Annotated in this window: 16 protein-coding genes and 1 other RNA gene; 10 read left to right on the top strand and 7 right to left on the bottom strand. The window is 57.9% G+C overall.

Annotated features, from left to right (window positions below; translation table 11 throughout):
• The first annotated feature begins 68 nt into the window (after positions 1-68).
• A complete protein-coding gene (locus BN1012_RS10320; protein WP_043949555.1) occupies positions 69-1469 on the top strand; it encodes an FAD-binding oxidoreductase in 1401 nt (466 codons plus the stop codon).
• Between the two features lie 6 nt (positions 1470-1475).
• On the opposite strand, the gene BN1012_RS17515 is transcribed toward BN1012_RS10320, so the two are convergent.
• Positions 1476-1736 (bottom strand): DUF4169 family protein, encoded by a 261-nt coding sequence (locus tag BN1012_RS17515; RefSeq protein WP_052535066.1) that lies wholly within the window; start codon positions 1734-1736, stop codon positions 1476-1478.
• A 159-nt stretch (positions 1737-1895) separates the two neighbouring features.
• On the opposite strand from BN1012_RS17515, the gene BN1012_RS10310 reads away from it, so the two are divergent.
• A complete protein-coding gene (locus BN1012_RS10310) occupies positions 1896-5414 on the top strand; it encodes an AsmA family protein (RefSeq protein WP_171815946.1) in 3519 nt (1172 codons plus the stop codon).
• Here BN1012_RS10310 and BN1012_RS10305 read toward each other — a convergent pair.
• From BN1012_RS10305 to BN1012_RS10290, 5 genes are all read right to left on the bottom strand, one after another.
• Positions 5411-5659 carry a ribbon-helix-helix domain-containing protein gene (locus BN1012_RS10305; protein ID WP_043949553.1) on the bottom strand — a complete coding sequence of 83 codons (249 nt, stop codon included), beginning with the start codon at positions 5657-5659 and terminating at the stop codon, positions 5411-5413. The genes BN1012_RS10310 and BN1012_RS10305 overlap by 4 nt on opposite strands.
• A gap of 18 nt (positions 5660-5677) precedes the next feature.
• Complete coding sequence (gene fumC / locus BN1012_RS10300) at positions 5678-7072, bottom strand: class II fumarate hydratase (protein ID WP_043949552.1); 1395 nt, start codon at positions 7070-7072, stop codon at positions 5678-5680.
• 98 nt (positions 7073-7170) lie between these two features.
• The gene (locus BN1012_RS10295; RefSeq protein WP_043949551.1) at positions 7171-7641 is read right to left on the bottom strand and encodes an SspB family protein; all 471 of its coding nucleotides are present in this window, start codon (positions 7639-7641) and stop codon (positions 7171-7173) included.
• A 137-nt stretch (positions 7642-7778) separates the two neighbouring features.
• Positions 7779-8154, bottom strand: a transfer-messenger RNA (tmRNA) gene (gene ssrA / locus BN1012_RS17255).
• A 6-nt stretch (positions 8155-8160) separates the two neighbouring features.
• Entirely contained in the window at positions 8161-9336 is a 1176-nt protein-coding gene (locus BN1012_RS10290) for a dipeptidase (RefSeq protein WP_043949550.1), read from the bottom strand.
• Positions 9337-9508: 172 nt separating this feature from the next.
• Between BN1012_RS10290 and BN1012_RS10285 the strand changes: the two genes are divergently transcribed.
• The 6 genes from BN1012_RS10285 (at position 9509) to BN1012_RS10260 (ending at position 15097) form a co-directional block, all read left to right on the top strand.
• A complete protein-coding gene (locus BN1012_RS10285) occupies positions 9509-11734 on the top strand; it encodes an inverse autotransporter beta domain-containing protein (RefSeq protein ID WP_043949549.1) in 2226 nt (741 codons plus the stop codon).
• Between the two features lie 49 nt (positions 11735-11783).
• Positions 11784-12578, top strand: coding sequence for a thymidylate synthase (locus BN1012_RS10280; protein ID WP_043949548.1), 795 nt, complete (start codon positions 11784-11786; stop codon positions 12576-12578).
• A 51-nt stretch (positions 12579-12629) separates the two neighbouring features.
• Positions 12630-13142 (top strand): dihydrofolate reductase, encoded by a 513-nt coding sequence (locus BN1012_RS10275; RefSeq protein ID WP_043949547.1) that lies wholly within the window; start codon positions 12630-12632, stop codon positions 13140-13142.
• A gap of 41 nt (positions 13143-13183) precedes the next feature.
• The gene (locus BN1012_RS10270) at positions 13184-14245 is read left to right on the top strand and encodes an SMP-30/gluconolactonase/LRE family protein (RefSeq protein WP_063958500.1); all 1062 of its coding nucleotides are present in this window, start codon (positions 13184-13186) and stop codon (positions 14243-14245) included.
• On the top strand, positions 14242-14589 hold the full coding sequence (locus BN1012_RS10265) for a hypothetical protein (protein ID WP_043949546.1): 348 nt from the start codon (positions 14242-14244) through the stop codon (positions 14587-14589). The genes BN1012_RS10270 and BN1012_RS10265 overlap by 4 nt, the downstream gene beginning before the upstream one ends.
• Positions 14590-14806: 217 nt before the next feature.
• On the top strand, positions 14807-15097 hold the full coding sequence (locus tag BN1012_RS10260; RefSeq protein WP_043949545.1) for a hypothetical protein: 291 nt from the start codon (positions 14807-14809) through the stop codon (positions 15095-15097).
• Between the two features lie 80 nt (positions 15098-15177).
• On the opposite strand, the gene BN1012_RS10255 is transcribed toward BN1012_RS10260, so the two are convergent.
• Positions 15178-16314, bottom strand: coding sequence for an Mrp/NBP35 family ATP-binding protein (locus BN1012_RS10255; protein WP_043949544.1), 1137 nt, complete (start codon positions 16312-16314; stop codon positions 15178-15180).
• 246 nt (positions 16315-16560) lie between these two features.
• Between BN1012_RS10255 and hflK the strand changes: the two genes are divergently transcribed.
• Both hflK and hflC read left to right on the top strand, forming a co-directional pair.
• Positions 16561-17709 (top strand): FtsH protease activity modulator HflK, encoded by a 1149-nt coding sequence (hflK, locus tag BN1012_RS10250; RefSeq protein ID WP_043949543.1) that lies wholly within the window; start codon positions 16561-16563, stop codon positions 17707-17709.
• The gene (gene hflC, locus BN1012_RS10245; RefSeq protein ID WP_063958499.1) at positions 17709-18794 is read left to right on the top strand and encodes a protease modulator HflC; all 1086 of its coding nucleotides are present in this window, start codon (positions 17709-17711) and stop codon (positions 18792-18794) included. Before hflK ends, hflC begins: the two co-directional genes overlap by 1 nt.
• Positions 18795-18807 lie beyond the last annotated feature (13 nt).

Raw genomic sequence — 18807 nt, 5'->3', positions numbered from 1 at the left:
AATGGCGAATGGTCGCAGTGGCGGTTAAGCTGAAGCCTCACCAGCGAGCTTTTTCAGGAGTAGGCCGTATGGATTTGCCTGAGGCGTTCAAATGCCCAACCGCGCATGAAGTCATTGATGACTTGCGCCCCCTGTTTGGCGAGCGGCTCTCGACGGCACAGGCCGTCCGCGACCAGCATGGGCATGATGAAAGCTGGCACGCCGGAGCTGCCCCTGACGCAGTCGTGTTTCCCCTGACCACGCAGGAGGTTTCCACGGTTGTTACCCTGTGCGCAAAACACAAAGTGCCCGTCATTCCCTTTGGAGCGGGTACGTCTCTTGAGGGGCACGTAACGGCGGTTCATGGTGGCATTGCCATTGATATGTCTCAGATGGCGCAGGTGATACGTGTCTCGCCTGAAGACCTTGATTGTACGGTTGAAGCAGGCATCACCCGAAAAGCACTCAATGCACATCTGCGCGACACAGGTCTTTTCATGCCTGTGGATCCCGGGGCGGATGCGAGCATTGGCGGCATGGTGTCAACGCGCGCAAGTGGCACCAATGCCGTTCGCTACGGCACTATTCGTGAAAACGTGTTGGGTCTGACTGTCGTCATGGCGGACGGTTCAATTGTTCAGACCGGCGGTCGCGCGCGCAAATCTGCTGCCGGCTATGACCTTACGCACCTGCTTGTGGGGTCCGAGGGCACGCTCGGCGTGGTGACGGAAATCACACTGCGTTTGCACGGCATCCCGGAAGATGTGGGCGCAGCGACATGCTCGTTTGAAAGTGTGGATCAGGCTGTTGCTACGGTGATCGAGACCATCCAATCGGGCATTCCGGTGGCGCGCATAGAACTGATGGATGCCGCCATGGTGCGGGCATGCAATGCATATTCGAAGCTGACACTGCCGGAGCAGCCGATGTTGTTCCTTGAGTTTCATGGCACGTCAGCCTCGGTACAGGAACAATCGCAACGGGTGGCTGATCTGGCGGACGCTAATGGCGGTCGCGGTTTTCAATGGAGTTCGCGTGCTGAGGACCGCACCCGCCTATGGGAAGCCCGGCACAACGCCTATTATTCGGCCCTTGCACTGGAGCCGGGCAAGCAGGGGTTCACAACGGATGTTTGTGTGCCCGTGTCGCGGCTGGCCGATGTCATCTCTGACACGCGTGCTGACGTAGACAGTACCGATCTGATGGCGCCGTTGGTGGGGCATGTGGGGGACGGCAACTTTCATCTGATCATGCTGGTGGATCCATTGAAGCCGGACGAGGTTGCGTCGGCAAAGGCTCTGCATGAGAGGCTTGTGATGCGTGCGCTTGATGCCGGGGGTACCTGCACGGGGGAGCATGGTATTGGCCTTGGGAAACGCGATTTTCTGCTGCGCGAACACGGCGACGCTGTGCCGGCGATGCGTGCCGTCAAACGGGCCTTTGATCCTCAGGGCATCATGAACCCGGGCAAGATGCTGCCGGATGCGTAAAGCCGGTTAGCTGTCGGGGTCTGTGTCCGGTGTCTTGTTGAGGCGCGAAGCGTCCACGAGCCTGTGAAGCTTTTCCGTAGGAGCTTTGTCGCGCGCCTTCTGTGCCTTCGAGCGGCCGGATCGAACGCGGTTGGCCTCAGCCTTCCTTGCCTTTTCCGCGCGGGCTTCCTGCTTCTTGACGTGCCGCGGCTTGCTGGTCGCGGTTTTGGCTCGTTTTACAGAGGCCAGATCGACCACATTTTCGGGCTGATTGTCTTTATCCGTCACAATGAGCGATATCCCGATGAGAATGGCTCTCAAATTTCGCCAAAAATCGCGTAAATATTTGGCCTTCGAGCCTGAGTAGCGTATTCCGAATGCAGGGAAATGCGAAGGCGTGGGGCCGTTTGTGCGGTTGTGGCCTTTGATGCCGGTGGGGAGAAAGTGTTGCGGTCTATCTGGTCCTACGCAGGGTTGGCACTTGCACTCATTGTGGCAGCAATTCTGATTGTCCCTGGATTTCTGGATTGGAGCCGCTATGCCGGTCTGATCGAGGCTCAGGCAGAGGCCGTGACAGGTCGGGATGTCACTATATCGGGTGATGTCCGCATTTCACTTCTTCCAACACCAAAGCTGACACTGGGCCGCATGACGCTTGCGAATGCGCCGGGCGCCTCGGCACCTCACATGGCTGAGATAGAGAGCATGACGGCAGAGTTGTCCGTGGGCTCCCTTTTCAGGGGTGATCTGAACATCAGCCGCCTGTCCATGAAGCAACCCGTGCTGTGGCTTGAGGAAACGCCTGAGGGGCGCGGCAACTGGCTCTTCCAGAATGGTTCTTCAGAAAGTCCTGAGGGTGAGACGCTCGTTACGCCGAGTGAGCCTGATAGCGCTGTTCAAGGCGCCCTTGATGTCCTGCCGCCTTTGACAATCGGCGAGATTGAAATTGAAGAGGGACAGATTGGTCTGCGCAATCTTGGCATCGGCACCGACTTTGAAATTACATCCATCAATGCGCTGGTGGGTGCCAGCAGCCTGAATGGTCCGTACAAGGCCAAAGGCACCGGGGTGTTTGTCGGCGAGCAGGCGGACTTTCTGGCGACACTGGGCGAAGTATCATCTGAAAAAGCGTACCCGGCTAATGTGTCCTTGACGTTCAAGGATGCAGAGGCGGCCTTCAGTGGCATCGTCACCGGGCGGGGCGCGGACATCCGCTTTGATGGGGCTGTGAGTGCCAATGCGGCAGCAGGACTTGCGCCGGCTCTGGGTGCGCTAACCGCAGGGCAGCCAGTGGCCCTGTCAGCGGGGGTGGTGGCAACACCGGGCGGCATAACTCTGCGCGAGATCGAAGCTGAGGCTGGGGCTGTATCACTGACCGGTGGGTTTGTTGCAACGGCTGGTCCCAGTTTCACCGTTGAGACGGACGCTGTTCTCAATCGGCTGGATTTCACGGGATTTGATACAGCCGGTCTTCCGCTCACAATGACGTCCGTTGCCAGCGCGATCCAGGCGACAATCGAACAGGCGCCTGCCGGCTCTTATCGGGTGCTGGTTGAAGATGTCCGGTTGCCGTCTGACCGGCTGTCCAACCTGGAGGTTTCAGCGGAAGCGGGCGGAGACACCATATCTGTCAAATCCCTGAGTGTGCAGATGCCGGGGGATGCCGAGGCGAATGCTGAGGGTGCCTTGTCCATTGGCGGAGAAGGGGCCTATTTCTCAGGCGATGTCTCTGTTCGCGGCAGCAAGACCTCAGAGTTGGTCAGTTGGTTGAATAAGGGGTCCGTGCCGCACATTTTCTCAGAGCAACCACTTGAGAAGATGGCGGCCAAAGCATCCGTTTTCCTCACGCCAGCTCGCGTCAGCCTCGACAAACTCTTTATCGATCTGGATGGCGGACTGATATCGGGTCAGCTTGCCACCTCGTTTGAACAACGCCCGCAGGTCGAGGTTTCCCTCAATATCGAGAAAATTGCTCTGCCTACGGACAACCTGCCGGTCGTTGGAAAAATCGTTCCCGGTCGACCTGTGGATCTGGGATTTGACGGCAATGTTGCTTTCAATGTTGAGGCCCTTGATGCAGGTCCGATCCACCTGGAAAGCCTGTCGCTTAAACTTGAAACCAATGAAACCGATGTGACACTTCGCGAATTGCTGTTCCAGAGTGCCCAGGGGGCGAGTGCCACGCTGTCAGGTCAGTCGTCAGCAACGCAGGGACAGTTCCAGGCGACGTTGACCGCCCCAAGCGTTGCCTCGCTTGACGGGCTTTTGCCTTTGCCCAAGGCATCCCTCGACAGTCTTTCCTCCCTCTCCATGAGCGCAAAGGCGCAGTGGCCTGACGAGGCGGCGCTTGGCGATGCTGCAGATGGCCAGATGGAAACGGTGGGTTTTTCGGTTCTTGGTCGCGCGGGTGATGTGCGCGTTGAGACCGAAGGTCAATTTGCGCCGGGCCAGAATGGCACTTCCGATGCTGCGTACTCGGTAACCACGACGTTTGGTGCTGACCAGTGGCAAAAGCTGGTGCGCGTGGGGGCTGCCTTTATGGCGCTCTCCGGTGATACGGCAGAGCAGGCCGAGGCAGACGCGCAGGACCAGTTGCCCAAGAGCGCTGCGGATACACCCCAGACGGTTACTGCTGTTGTTGAGGGCACGATGGGTGCGCCGGCTATTGTGGCGATACAGGCGTCGACGGCAGGCATGACCGGGACAGTTGCCGGGCAGGTGGACTTTGCACATTCGCCGGCACGCTTTGATCTTGATGTCGCTTTCGACACGCCGATCGCGCAGGCGGTGGCACAGGCGGCCGGGCACTATCTTGGCGACATCAGTTCCGTAGATGTCACCGGTGGCTTGGCGTTTGACGGCACCGGCTATGATATCGGTGCAACATCCGTGCGCATTGAAGGCACCGACGGTGCTTTTGATGCAGACATAAACGGGCGTCTTGCGCCTGCTGAAAAACGTCCGGCTGGTGCCTTGGTGGTGACGTCGCGGGAAACCGATTTGTTGCTGCTCTCCCGGCTTCTCGACGGCACCTATTTTCGCGTCCCTGTAACGTCAGACGAAGAAGACATTGACGCTGACAACAACTCCTATTGGAGCGCGGATCTTCTCGACACTTCCTTGCTGAACCTGGCTGACATTGATTTCACCGCGAGCGGAGGCGGTGTCTCGTTCGGGCCGCTGGTGGCGGATCAGCTGGTTGTGAGCGGGCAAGTGGTCGATCAGGAATTGTCGTTCTCTGATTTGCGCGCGTCTGTCTTTGGCGGGGAAGTGCGCGGCGTGCTCACTGTCAATGCCGATGCAGGGATTGCTCTTGAAGCAACCATGGCAGCTACAAACCTCGATGCTGGTCTCACGTCAGAAGCCCTGGGATTTGGAACCGTGGGTACAGGGACCGCAGCTTTTGACCTGACTGCAACGGGCAACGGTCTGAGTGCACTTGCTTTTGTTTCCTCTCTCAAAGGCGAAGGCAGTTTCAAGGTCGAAGGCGGCACATTGGCGGGGCTTGATCTGGCGGCGTTGTCTGATGGCCTTCAACAACTTGAAGACATCAAGAATTTTGCGTCATTGGCTGACGCCACGCTTACATCCGGCGCCACACCCTATTCCGAGATTGCCGGAACGATTGCCATGACGGCTGGCGTTATGCGGGCGCCGGACATTGACGTTGCGGTGGAGATGGCAGAGGTGAAAACCGCCGCCTATGCGGACATTGGCCGGGCGGCACTTGATGCTGAAACAACCTTTACCCTCAATGTGCCTGAGGGTGCGCCGGCAGCTACCATCGTGTTTGCAGGTGATTTCTCCGATCCGGAAAGGACCGTAAACACGGTTGATCTGGAGGCCTTTGCTGGCCGGCAGCTTCTGCAAAAGGAGATTGACGCCATAGGGGGCGGCGAGTCGTCGGAGTTGCAGGTCATTCTTGATCTGGCGAAGGATCAGGAAGCGGAAAGCGCGACGCCCTAGGTCTCGTCGTCCGTGGTGCAGTCCGGAGCCTGTTTGAAGTGGGCAAGAACATGGACGCGTACTTCACTGGAAAGGCCGCGCGGGTCATCCCCGTCGCGGCCTTCATCAATCTGGCGCACCAGTTCGTTCACAGAGACTTTGCGTGTGCAGGCCATTTCTTTCAGAGCGGACCAGAATTCGGGCTCCAGGGTAATGGAGGTCCGGTGTCCTGACAGTGTCACTGATCGTTTTATCTCTGCAGGCATGGTTTCATGTCCTGTTCGTCAGGCGGATGGCCCGATCATGTTTTCAGGCCGTACCACGGCGTCAAACTCTTCTTCCGTTACAAATCCAAGACCGACCGCCTCTTCTTTGAGGGTCGTGCCGTTCTTGTGTGCCGTCTTGGCGACCTTGGTGGCGTTGTCATAGCCGATTGTGGGCGCCAGTGCGGTCACCAGCATGAGCGACCGGCTCATGAGGTCTGCAATGTTGTCCTTGCGCGGTTCGATGCCGACCACGCAATTGTCCGTGAAGCTGACAGATGCATCTGCAATGAGCCGGATCGACTGCAGAACCGAATAGCCGATTACGGGCTTGTAGACATTGAGCTCAAAATGGCCCTGGCTGCCGGCGATAGTTGTAGTGGTGTGGTTGCCCATGACCTGGGTGCAGACCATCGTCAGTGCTTCGCACTGGGTGGGGTTCACTTTGCCCGGCATGATGGATGAGCCGGGTTCGTTTTCCGGCAGTGCCAGTTCGCCAAGACCAGAGCGGGGACCAGACCCAAGGAAGCGAATGTCGTTGGCAATCTTGAAGAGGCTGACAGCGACCGTGTTGAGTGCACCGGAAAGCTCTACCATCGCGTCGTGAGTGCCGAGCGCTTCAAATTTGTTGGGCGCAGTTTCAAAGGGCAGCTTGGTCAGGGTTGCGACTTCTTCGGCAAACTTTTCCGCAAAGCCGATCTTGGCATTAAGGCCCGTGCCGACGGCCGTGCCGCCCTGGGCAAGCTGGAAGATGGCGGGCAGGGACTGCTCAATACGGCGAATGCCATTGTCGACGGCGGCGACATAGCCGGAGAATTCCTGGCCCAGCGTGAGCGGGGTTGCATCCTGTGTGTGGGTACGGCCGATCTTGATGATCTCCGCCCATTCCTTTGCCTTGTCGTTCAGGGCATTGCGCAGTTTCTGCAACGCTGGGATAAGCGCAAGGCTTGCTTCTTCGCCCGCTGCGATGTGCATCGCGGTGGGGAAGGTGTCGTTGGAAGACTGAGAGCGGTTCACATGGTCATTGGGGTGAACGGGGTCTTTTGAGCCAATTACGCCGCCGAGCATTTCAATGGCGCGGTTGGCGATGACTTCGTTGGCGTTCATGTTTGACTGGGTGCCGGAGCCCGTCTGCCAGACCACAAGGGGGAAGTTGTCGTCGAACTTGCCCTCGGCCACTTCAAGGCCTGCTGCGGCGATCGCGTCACCGGTCTTCTTGTCAATATTATCCAGTGAGATGTTGGCGAGCGCTGCGGAACGCTTGACGATGCCAAGGGCGCGGACCAGCGGCTTGGGCATGGTCTCGGTGCCGATCTTGAAGTTGCCAAGCGAGCGTTGCGTCTGAGCGCCCCAGTATTTTTCGGAAGGGACTTCCAGCGGGCCAAAGCTATCGGTCTCGGTGCGCGTGCTCGTCATGGTGTGGGCTTCTCATCTGGCTGTTAATCGAAACGGCCAGCGGTTTAGCACGCACTCACGGATCATGCCACCAGCGTTGGCAGCAGCATGCGGCATCTCTACTTCTTGCGGAAAGCATCCAGGCTGACAACTTCGCCGGGTTCATCTGGCTTTTTGTCATCTTCGGACATGTCGACTTCAGCTGGTCCCGGCGTTGGTTCTTCTTCTCCCACCAGGTTGGCGGTGAACTGAAGACCAAACTGGACGCTCGGGTCGAAGAACGCGGTTACGGCCTTGAAGGGCACAACCAACTCACGGGGCACGCCACCGAACGCGAGCTTGACGCTGAACTGTTCATCGGTGACCTCGAGGTCCCAATACTGGTGCTGGAGCACGACTGTCATTTCTTCGGGGAATTCACCGCGCAGGTCGTCGCTCATGGACACGCCCGGAGCGGTGGTCTGGAAGGTGATGAAGAAATGGTGCTCGCCAGGCAGTCCCTCACGGCGCGCCAATTCCAATACCTCACGCACCACGTGGCGAAGCGCTTCACGGGCGAGGACGTCATATTGGATTGAGTCAGTGGCCAAGTCTTTTTGCTCCGAAGGTCCGCATCAGGTCCGGGGTACCCGGATGTATTGGTGTCTGTTTAACGCCAATGCGGACGCAAGGTCAAAGCGCGTTTACGCGATGTGGTTACTTAGGTGCAAATGCTCACAGGAATAAAAGTGAGGGCTTCTGTTGCCAGGTGCCCTCGAACCCCGCTCAACGGCGCGAACCGCTAAGACTCAATTTGAAACCAATCGCGCTGCTAAGCAGCGAGACGTGCTTCCGCATAGTTGTCGTTTGCAACTACTAAATCGGCCCGATAACGGCGGAACCATGCCGAGCAAAAGAACTGCCTTTACGCCCTCGTCGATCCTAGTTCGCCCCCACAGAAGCCCGACGTTGACCTGATTGGCCAATATCGGCGGGTTTGTGGTGGAGGCGCCGGGTACTGCCCCCGGGTCCGATAGGTTTATTTCGCAGACCGTTTATCGCCATATCCAGGTGCGACCTGGCACACCCCCAATATATGCACATATGAGCGTTGATTAAAGGTTTTCGGCCTAGGCATCGCCGGAGGGCAGGTTTGCGCGCAAAAACTGCACCAAATTGCCGCCCATGATCTTGGCAATGGTTTCCTTGGTCAGGCCTGCCTTGAGTAGAGCTTCGGTGAGCACCACAAGCTCTGATGTGTCAAAGGCAACCTGGGTGCCTCCGTCATAATCAGAGCCAAGCGCCACATGGTCTTCGCCGACAAGCGCGACCGCATAGACAATGCTTGCCGCCACGCCGGCCGGAGAGATGTCACATACAGCGCCTTCCCAGTAGCCAATCCCAATAAGCCCCCCCTGGGCCGCGATGCGCCGCATCAGGTCATCGGACAGGTTGCGGACACTGTCGCATGCTCCGCGTATGCCGGTATGGGAGACAACGACGGGGCGGGTTGCCATGTCCAGCACGTCGGCCACTGCATTGGGAGAGGAGTGGGCCACGTCAATGATCATCCGACGCTCCTCGGCAGCTTTTACCACAGCCCGACCATGCTCGTTCAGGCCTTCGCCGGTAATGCCGTGGAGTGAGCCCCCCAAAAAATTGTCAAAGAAATGGTGCAGCCCGATCATCCGGTAGCCGGCGTCATACAGCACATTGATGTTCTCAATGTCCCCTTCAAGCGGATGACCGCCTTCGGTTGCCAGAAGGCCGCCGACAACAGGCTTGCCGGCTGCGCGTTCGACCAGCAATGCATCGATGTCGGTCCGGGACTGAATGACTTTCAGTGCATCAGGTGCGCGACGGGCAGCAGAGTGAAGCTTGTCTGCCTGATAGATCGCCCGCTCGAGCAGGCTGCTCCACGTCGCGATCGGCCATGCCTGGGCCATGGCTGCCAACGTAATCTGATCACTGTCACCGGTGTTTTCATCATAGTTGCGGCCATCAGGCACTTTGGTGACGGCGGCAAACACCTGAAGGGCCACATTGCCTTCAACCAACCGGGGGACATCCACATGGCCGCGATCTGCACGGTCAAGGACGCTTCTGCTCCACAACAGCGTGTCTGAGTGGAGATCGCCGATGGTCAAAGACGCATGGAGTTCTCTGGCAGCATCACTGACCTTGTAGCCAGCATGCTCGATAACGCGGTTGTTCGGTCGCTCCAATGCTCCGGGGACAATGTACCAGGCAGTACCGTAATAAATGGCGGCCAGAGCGCCCAGAATGATGGCTGACCATTTCAGCATTGTATGTTCCCGACCCTGAATTGGCCCTTTTAAAGGGCATTATCGCGTCTATACACCATTATCAGCGGATGTCCTTGGCCGCCGGACGCTGGCGTGGCAGATTAAGAGTGTTAACAAGACGTTAACAAAAAACCTTCGTCCCATTGGGGTGGGACGATCGGGGGGCCTCCAGGTGAAGCGAATCCAAAAATGCGGTGCACACGCATTCGCTGCCATATTTGTCCTGGCGCAGACTGTCGGAGCAATTCCGGCCCAGTCTGCTGACGCAAGCCGTTGGGGCGGCTGGGCGGAACTTGGTGGGGCGCTGGGTGGCTCAAATGAAGATCGCGCGGAGGCCGCGGTTTTTCTGCCGATTGTGCAGGGCGAGAAGGGCCTTTTCTTTCTGGATGCACGCGGCAAGCTGTTTGAAGAACAGGTTTCTGAAATCAATGCGGCGGTCGGGTACCGCCATATGCTGCTGGGAGGTTGGAACCTTGGCGCATGGGCGGGTGCTGATCGGCGCGACACGTCTCAGGACAATATATTCTGGGCAGCCTCCGGTGGGCTGGAAGCTCTGACGGACAATTTCGATCTACGCCTTAACGGCTATCTTGCCATCAGTGATCCGAAGGGGTCTCCGGGCCTTGCATCTGCCGTGATTGAAGGCGGTCAGGTGTTTCTGCTTGGCGGTCAGGAAGTTCCGCTGTCTGGAGTGGATGGTGAGGTTGGCGTTCGCGTTCCAATCGAGACCCTTGGAATTGACGCTCAGCGCCACGGACTTCGGGCCTATGCGGGCGGTTTTTATTTTGATGACAAAGAGGCGCTTGAAAAAGTAACCGGTCCCAAAGCACGTATTGAATGGCGCATTGACGACATTCTGGAGAGCATTCCGGGGTCCTTGCTGGCGTTTGAAACCGAGTGGCGTTCGGACAGGGTGCGCGGTGGTCATGTGGAAGCGGGCTTGCGGTTTCGCCTGCCGTTTTCCGTCGTTGGCGGCAACGCGGTTCGCATGTCGGAAAAATCCCTTCAGTGGCGTCGAATGACAGACGGTCTGGAGCGAGACACCGACATTGTCACGGCACGCAGCGAACGTGAAAATGTTGAAGACTTTTTGACCGGTGTCGATTTCGACAGGGCCGTTGATGTAAACGGCGCAACCGGCGTGACAGCACCCGCAACGGCTGCTGGTGGAAACACCTTGCTGGTAGCGGATGGCGGCGGTGGCGCCATTGCAGGTCCTCAGGCGTTGCAGGCAAACCAGACACTGCTGGGTGGGGGTGGCAGCATTCAGGTTCGCGGCCTGCGGTCAGGCACGGTGGCAACGCTTACGGCTCCAGGTCAGACACCGACCTTCACCAATGCGCTCAATGTGCCCACAGTTACACTTGCCGACCGGACACATCTGGCATCGGTCATGGTCACAGGGAACACGATCAATTTTGCCAACACCGGGGTGCTGGTAGGGTCTGATCAGTTTGTGGTGCTGCAGAATGTTGATATTGCGAATGTTGGTCTGGAGGGTGTGCTGGGCACCAACCGAAACACCGCGCGGCTCATAAACGTGAATGTCTCGAACACACCCAATGCGCCGAGCGTGGCCTTTATTAACAACAACACCGTGTCGGTCGAAGGCGGTGTTTTTGACCGGGGTCTGTTCGGTCTGTTCTTCAACAACCAGAACACCGTCAATGTTGCCGACGCGACCATCTCGAACACGACAATTGACGGCATTAATCTGAACAGCCGAAACGGCATCGCGATTTCGGGAACTACTTTCTCGACGATCGGTGTGGACGGTATTGCGTTCAACAACCGAAACACCATTTCGCTGATGGATTCAACATTCACCAACGTGAGTGCGGATGCCCTGTTCGGTAACGACAACAATGTCATCACAATCTCGGGCGTTACGGCGTCCAACGGTGGCCAGGACTTCCTGGACTTGGATGACTTTAATACCGTCACCGTTACGAACTCGATGACCAGCAACCTAGCAGGTCAATCCTTCAACATTGATGATGATAACGTCGTGACGGTCACCGGCGGGCAGTACTCAAGCGCGCTTGAAGCATTTGATTCAGATGATCGAAACACGATCACGCTGACAAATGTGGCTCTGTCTTCAACAGGGGGTCAGGAAGGGATTGATATTTCTGACAACAATACGCTCGTGGTAACCGGGTCGTCTGTGACGGTGACCGGCAACCGGGCGCTTGAGTTCACGAACAACAATAACGTGACCATCAACCTGACCTCGCTTAACGGCACGCCGACCAACACAGTGGCCTATGACGGCACCGGCAATGTGGTCAGCGGGTCCGGCAATGTGGATAACACAGTGCCCACGGTTGCTTTCTGCTCAAATCTGGGTGTCCAGACTGGATCTATTGGCTTCACGAACGGAACGACCTGCCCCTAGGACGAGAATCCGGGTTCCGCCGGTCTGAGACTCACGATATTCTGTCTGCATGCAGCAATATCACGAGCTTATGGAACGCGTTCTGGCGGATGGTGCCCAAAAGGGTGACCGGACCGGCACCGGAACCCTGTCCGTCTTTGGTCACCAGATGCGGTTTGATCTGAGCAAGGGATTTCCCTTGGTCACGACCAAGAAGCTTCATCTCAAGTCAATTATACATGAGCTGTTGTGGTTCATTGCCGGGGATACCAACACCCGGTATCTCAAGGCCAATGGTGTCAGTATCTGGGACGAGTGGGCTGACGAGAAGGGCGAGCTTGGCCCGGTCTACGGGAAACAGTGGCGATCCTGGGACATGCCGGAAGGCGGGACAGTTGATCAGCTGAAGTGGCTGGTTGAGGAAATCCGCACCAATCCCAATTCGCGGCGCCTGATCGTAACCGCCTGGAACCCGGCGGATCTGGACAAGATGGCCCTGGCGCCATGCCACTGTCTCTTTCAGTTCTACGTCGCGGATGGAAAGCTCTCGTGCCAGCTGTATCAGCGCTCCGCCGATATTTTTCTGGGTGTGCCGTTCAACATCGCATCTTACGCGCTGCTGACGATGATGATCGCTCAGGTGACTGGCCTGGAGCCAGGTGACTTTGTGCACACCTTCGGGGACGCGCATTTGTATTCCAACCACCTTGAGCAAACCCGCGAGCAGCTGTCGCGGGCGCCCTTCGCTTTGCCGAAGATGGTGCTGAACCCCGAGGTGCGCTCGCTGTTTGATTTCACCTATGAGGATTTCAGCCTCGAGGATTATCAGGCCCATCCCCATATCAAGGCCCCGGTCGCTGTTTGACCATCTGCATTTGGCGCCCCCTGCAGCACACGCCGGATTGAGGTTCAGGTAATGCGTATTTCACTTGTGGTGGCCGTTGCAGAGAATGGTGTGATCGGTGCTGACAACGATCTCCCATGGCGCCTGAAGGGCGACCTGAAGCACTTCAAGGCCACGACCATGGGCAAGCCGATCATCATGGGGCGCAAGACCTATGACTCCATCGGAAAGCCATTGCCTGGCCGAACAAATATCGTGATGAGCCGCCGAGCCGGTGGCGTGCCAGATGGTGTGGTCCTTGTGTCGTCACTTGAGGACGCCTTCAAGGCTGCGGAAGCAACGGGTGCCGACGAGGCCTGCGTGACCGGCGGTGCGGAGATCTATGCGCTTGCGCTGCCCTACGCTCATACGCTGCACTACACTTGCGTCCATATGGATGCGGAGGGTGACACGCTCTTTCCCGTGTTTGATCAGGACGAATGGACAGAGGTTTCCTCGCAGCGGTTTGAGGCCGGTGAGAATGACAGCGCCGCATTTACGATTTTGCGGTTTGACCGGGCAGGGGACCCGCCGCGCCGCTACTAGAAAACTACAAAACCAAATTCTGTTTCATGGGAGAAACACCAATGACTGACTTCACAGAGATTGCTTCAGGTCTTCGGTTTCCAGAAGGCCCGATCGCTATGGATGATGGGTCGATCATTCTGGTTGAAATCGAACGTGGGACACTCAGCCGTGTATCTGCAGATGGCGACGTCTCAGTGATCGCTGAACTTGGCGGTGGTCCCAATGGTGCTGCTATCGGTCCCGACGGTGCGGTTTATGTCTGCAACAATGGGGGCTTTGCCTGGCATGAGCAGGACGGCTTGCTGATCCCCGGCGACAAACCGGATGACTATTCCGGTGGGCGCATCGAGCGGGTGGATCTTGAGACCGGCAAGGTGGATGTTCTGTATACGGAGTGCGACGGGGTGCCGCTGAACGGACCCAATGACATCGTCTTCGACAAGGAAGGCGGCTTCTGGTTTACCGATCTTGGCAAAAGCTATGGCCGCGTCACGGATCGGGGTGCGCTGTTCTATGCAAAGCCTGATGGGTCTTCGATCACCCAGCAGGCCTTTCCGCTGAACACGCCCAACGGTGTTGGCCTGTCGCCGGACGAAAAGACCGTCTACTTCGCCGACACCGTGTCTGGTCGTGTCTGGTATCTCGATATTGAAAGCCCGGGCGTCGCGAAATCTCCGGATGGTCCCATTTCGGCCAATCTGCTGATGTCAGCGCCGGGCCTGCAGTATTTTGACAGTCTGGCTGTGGATGCCGACGGCAATATCTGTGTGGCGACGATCTTCAATGGTGGCATCACGTCCGTATCACCGGACGGGCAGACGGTGACGCACACAGCGCTGCCGGATCTTCTGGTGACAAACATCTGCTTTGGCGGTGCGGACCTCAAGACGGCGTACATCACGCTCTCGGGCACAGGAAAGCTTGTAAAAATGCAGTGGCCAACCGCAGGTTTGCCGCTGAATTTCCTGAATAAGTGGGCTCAGGTCCAGTCTCACCAAGGGTTTGGCGCGAAAGACAGTTCTTGCACGGATTGTTTTTTGTGGCACTGTCTCCTCCGCGTTAACCAAACCTCTGTGTGGGGTGCCAAAAACAAAACGCGTTCTGGGAGGAACCGACGATGAAACTTATTTTTGCAACGCTTGCAGCCCTTGGTTTTATGACGGGTGTAGCGCTGGCTGACCCCATGGCCTCGTTCTATGAGAACACCGTGAATGTCACCGGTGCTGACGGCGCAGAGCGCTCTGTGCTGATCAATGCAGACGGCAGCTATTCGCAGGTCATGGGTGACACGACCCTGGATGGCACGTGGGAGATTGCGGGCGAAGAAGCATGCTTCTCCTCAGCGGCAACTGCTGAGACCGGTCCTTACTGTGTTGAAGCAGCCGAGCGTGCTGTTGGCGATACATGGGAACTCACAGCACCTGATGGGTCCGCTGAAAGCGCCACTCTCGTCGCTGGACGCTAACAATCCATCACACGCGATCACGGGGCCGGGGCAGAAATGCTCCGGCCCTTTGTGTTTGTGCGATGAGGCGGGCGGAAGACTGCGGATTTGTGTACTCACGGGTGTCTCACACATATGCGTGTCGGCTTGATGTGCGTGTGATTGGCTGAATGCGCACATTGGAGCGGCACAAGGATGTGCATGAGGTAATCAACAACAAACGTCCGGAGGACATCCAATGAAAACGCTTTTGATCTCAGCTGCGCTTGTCGCAATTTCCGCTCCCGCTCTTGCTGCTGGAGCATCTGGTGATTTCCCAGGTGACCGCAACCCGCATGCGCCGGTTGCTGTTGAGCAGGCTGTATCTGCTGACAAGACTGCTCACATGAGCAATGACGACTTCCCTGGCGACCGCAATCCCGGCCATCAGCACGGCACAACGTCTGCCGCAGGTTCCTCTGCCCAGAGCAATATCGCTCTGCAGCCAGACGAATTTCCTGGTGACCGCAACCCGCATGGTCGCGTGTAACACCCGCATGAAAATACGTCCCGGGTTCTGAACCCATGACGCTGCCAACGGGGCTCTCATGCGAGAGCCCCGTTTTGCGTTCAATCTGTGACGACGATGCGTGGGGCGGGTTTTTGTCCTGTGTTTTCGAGGGATGCCATCAACCCGGCGGCAATCTGTTTGAATACGGATGCCGATGGGCCGTCCGGCTCGACGCCAGACACCGGCCTGCCATCGTCACCGCCTTCACGAATGGCCGTGATCAATGGCACCTCGCCAAGAAACGGTACGTTCAGCTTTTCAGCGGTCTTGCGGGCGCCGCCCTCACCGAAGATGTGATTGCGGGACCCGTCCGGCATTTCGAGCCAGGCCATGTTTTCCACGACACCCAGAATGGGCACCCGCGTTTTTTCAAACATCGCGACGGCCTTGCGAGCATCGATGAGGGCAATTTCCTGCGGGGTGGAAACAATCACGGCGCCGGTCATGGGGACCCGTTGTGCAAGGGTCAGCTGTGCGTCGCCGGTGCCCGGTGGCATGTCGACGATCAGAACATCAATGGGTGCCCATTCCACATCCACCAGCATCTGCGAAATGGCGGACTGGACCATGGGGCCTCGCCAGATCATGGGTGTGTCTTCTTCGACAATGAGGCCGATGGACATGGCCTTGATGCCATAGGCCTCGAGCGGAATGAGTTTCTTGCTTTCGCTGGCATCCGGTTTGCGGTTGAGGCCCAGCATGCGGGGGATGGAGGGGCCGTACACGTCGGCATCCAGCAACCCGACTTTCAGGCCGAGCGCGTGAAGTCCCAGAGCGAGATTGACAGCAAGGGTTGATTTGCCAACGCCGCCCTTGCCGCTGGCGACTGCCACGATGGCGCCGACGCCGGGAATGTCGAGCGGGCCGGTTTTCCCGCCCGGTGCGTGTGTCGGCGCCTGGGGCGCGGCGTCCTGCCTGGGTGGCGGTGCTGAGGGGGCTTCGTTGTGGGCTGTCAGAACAGCGGTGACCGACAGGACTCCGGGAACGTCCTTGACCGCTGCAGCTGCCGCGACGCGGATTTCCTCCATCACCTCAGCCTGAGCCGGGTCAATTTCGAGGGCAAATCCCACATTGCCATCACGGATCACCAGCCCTTGAACCAGGCCCGCATCAGGCAGGGTTTTGCCGTTGGGGGCGCTGACGGTGGCCAGGGCGGCGAGGATTTGATCCCTGTTCGGTCCAGAACGGCTGGTCATATCGCTAAAGGGTCCTTGATTTGGTGTCCCGGATTGGTCCCGCTAAGGTCAGCTCGGTAAGGTTTCCCTTACACAGTTAGGGGGTATGCCGTGCGATTTATTCCGGTTCGCGTTGCAGCGGGCGGTTTGCCTATCATATAAGCCGGTACAGATCTTTTTGAGGGGTAGCACTTGGCTGCCCGTCAGCAACTAGTCAAGGCGGCGCGGTCAATTTGCGGTGCGCGCGCCAGATCAAGAGGAAGACATATGCCCTGGGACGACAAAAGTGGTGGTGGCGGTCCATGGGGGCAGGGGCCTTCAGGCGGCGGACGTGGCAATGGCTCGGGTGGTCCGGGCGGTTCCGGCGGTCCAGGTGGCCAAGGTCCCGACCTTGAAGAAATCCTCCGGCGCGGGCAGGAACGCTTTCGCCAGTCATTCCCCGGCGGATCCGGCGGTGGCATCGGCGCTCGCGGTATTCTCGTCGGCGTGGTCGTTCTGGCGCTGGTCTGGCTTGCTTCAGGCTTTTATCGCGTCCAGCCGGATGAGCAGGGCGTTGTTCTGCGCTTTGGCGAATACAGCAAGACGACCCAGCCTGGCCTGAACTACCGCCTGCCGTATCCGATTGAATCGGTCTACACCCCGAAAGTGACGCGGGTGAACCGCGTTGATGTGGGCATGCGGACCGGTGAAGACACACGCTCTGTTCGTCAGGGCGCTGTGCGCGACGTGCCGGAAGAGAGTCTGATGCTCACTGGTGATGAAAACATCATCGACATCGACTTTTCAGTGTTCTGGGTCATCAAGGATGCGGACGACTATCTGTTCAACATCCAGAACCCGGTCGGCACCGTGAAAGCGGTTGCCGAGAGCTCTATGCGTGAGGTTGTTGGCGAATCAAATATTCAGCCGCTTCTGACCGAAGGCCGGTTGCAGGCGCAGGCCCGCGTGTCGGACCTGATGCAGAACCTGCTGGATGAATATGGTGCGGGTATCCGCATCACGCAGGTGCAGATCCAGGGCTCCAACCCACCATCTGCGGTTATTGATGCGTTCCGTGACGTGCAGGCAGCCCGTGCGGATGCTGAGCGTTCACGAAACGAAGCAGAGTCTTATGCCAACCGGGTGCTTCCAGAAGCGCGTGGTCAGGCTGAACGTGTTGAGCAGGAAGCTGCTGCCTATCGTGACCAGACAGTTGAAGAAGCCGAAGGTCAGGCCCGCCGATTCCTTTCCATCTACGGTGAATATGCACTGGCACCCAATGTGACCCGCCAGCGCATGTACCTTGAGACCATGGAACGTGTGCTCGACAGAATGAACAAGGTGCTGATCGATGGTGACAGTGGATCGGGCGTTGTGCCGTATCTGCCGTTGCCTGAGGTTGAACGCCGTCGCAACGCGACGCAGGAGGCAAACTAATGGGCCGTACTACACTCATCGGCCTTGCGGTCGTTCTTATCATTGGCGGCATTGTTGCAGCCAATTCATTGTTCACGGTCCATCAGACCCAGCAGGCACTTGTTCTGCAGTTTGGTGCGCCTCAGAAAGTCGTTCTGGAGCCCGGCCTGAAATTCAAAGTGCCGTTTGTTCAGAACGTCATCACCATCGACAAGCGCATTCTTGATCTGGACATTCAGCCGGAAGAAGTTATTGCGTCTGACCAGAAGCGCCTCGTGGTGGATGCGTTTGCCCGGTTCCGGATTGTTGACCCGCTGAAATTCTATATTTCGGTCGGCAACGAATCTGTTGCCCGCTCGCGTCTTGGCACCATTCTGGGATCGAGCCTTCGCCGTGTACTTGGTGAGGAAAGCTTTGAAGCCGTGGTGCGCGACGACCGTGCCGTGCTGATGGAGCGCATCAAGGACCAGATGAACGGTGAAGCCGAGCAGTTTGGCATCGACGTCGTGGATGTGCGCATCCGCCGTGCTGACCTGCCGGAAGCCAACAGTCAGGCCATTTTCCGCCGGATGCAGACGGAACGTGAGCGTGAAGCGAATGAGTTCCGTGCGCAGGGTCAGGAAGTGGCGCAGCGTATTCGCGCCAATGCCGACCGTGGTGCCACGGTGACGATCGCTGAATCGACACGTAATGCTGAAATCATTCGTGGTGAGGGTGATGCCTGCCGTAACCGCATCTTTGCGGAAGCGTTTGGGATTGATCCCAACTTCTTTGCTTTCTATCGCTCCATGCAGTCCTATGAGCGGTCCATGATGGCGGGTGAGACAACTGCTGTTTTGTCACCAGATAGCGAGTTCTTCCGCTATTTCACCAATCCCAATGCCATTCCAAACGTGAATGCACCCATTGGGCGGTCCGCATCCATACAGGCAAAAGCGCTCCTGACCCGGCTTGAGGGCGATGCCACGTTGCGCAGCATCTTGTGCGCTGAGCTCGAGCGGGCTGCACCAGCGGTGGATATCGAGCTTCCTTCTGAAGCACCGATTGATATCCCACCGGTGACGGAGCCGACTGTTGAAACAGAAGAAGCAGCGCCTGCCCAGTAAGCGGGCGGTGCTC

The sequence above is a fragment of the Candidatus Phaeomarinobacter ectocarpi genome (genome assembly GCF_000689395.1).
In the GTDB taxonomy this organism is placed as follows: Bacteria; Pseudomonadota; Alphaproteobacteria; order CGMCC-115125; family CGMCC-115125; genus Pyruvatibacter; species Pyruvatibacter ectocarpi.
The sequence above is the reverse complement of the archived record's forward strand: the minus strand, read 5'-3'. Positions and strand labels throughout refer to the sequence as shown.

Bases quoted from the DNA above. Each gene is read 5' to 3' on its own strand.
- BN1012_RS10320 (WP_043949555.1), top strand. From the start codon at position 69: ATGGATTTGCCTGAGGCGTTCAAATGCCCAACCGCGCATGAAGTCATT.
- BN1012_RS10305 (WP_043949553.1), bottom strand. From the start codon at position 5,659: ATGCCTGCAGAGATAAAACGATCAGTGACACTGTCAGGACACCGGACC.
- fumC (WP_043949552.1), bottom strand. From the start codon at position 7,072: ATGACGAGCACGCGCACCGAGACCGATAGCTTTGGCCCGCTGGAAGTC.
- BN1012_RS10290 (WP_043949550.1), bottom strand. From the start codon at position 9,336: ATGCTGAAATGGTCAGCCATCATTCTGGGCGCTCTGGCCGCCATTTAT.
- BN1012_RS10280 (WP_043949548.1), top strand. From the start codon at position 11,784: ATGCAGCAATATCACGAGCTTATGGAACGCGTTCTGGCGGATGGTGCC.
- BN1012_RS10275 (WP_043949547.1), top strand. From the start codon at position 12,630: ATGCGTATTTCACTTGTGGTGGCCGTTGCAGAGAATGGTGTGATCGGT.
- BN1012_RS10270 (WP_063958500.1), top strand. From the start codon at position 13,184: ATGACTGACTTCACAGAGATTGCTTCAGGTCTTCGGTTTCCAGAAGGC.
- BN1012_RS10265 (WP_043949546.1), top strand. From the start codon at position 14,242: ATGAAACTTATTTTTGCAACGCTTGCAGCCCTTGGTTTTATGACGGGT.
- BN1012_RS10260 (WP_043949545.1), top strand. From the start codon at position 14,807: ATGAAAACGCTTTTGATCTCAGCTGCGCTTGTCGCAATTTCCGCTCCC.
- BN1012_RS10255 (WP_043949544.1), bottom strand. From the start codon at position 16,314: ATGACCAGCCGTTCTGGACCGAACAGGGATCAAATCCTCGCCGCCCTG.
- hflK (WP_043949543.1), top strand. From the start codon at position 16,561: ATGCCCTGGGACGACAAAAGTGGTGGTGGCGGTCCATGGGGGCAGGGG.
- hflC (WP_063958499.1), top strand. From the start codon at position 17,709: ATGGGCCGTACTACACTCATCGGCCTTGCGGTCGTTCTTATCATTGGC.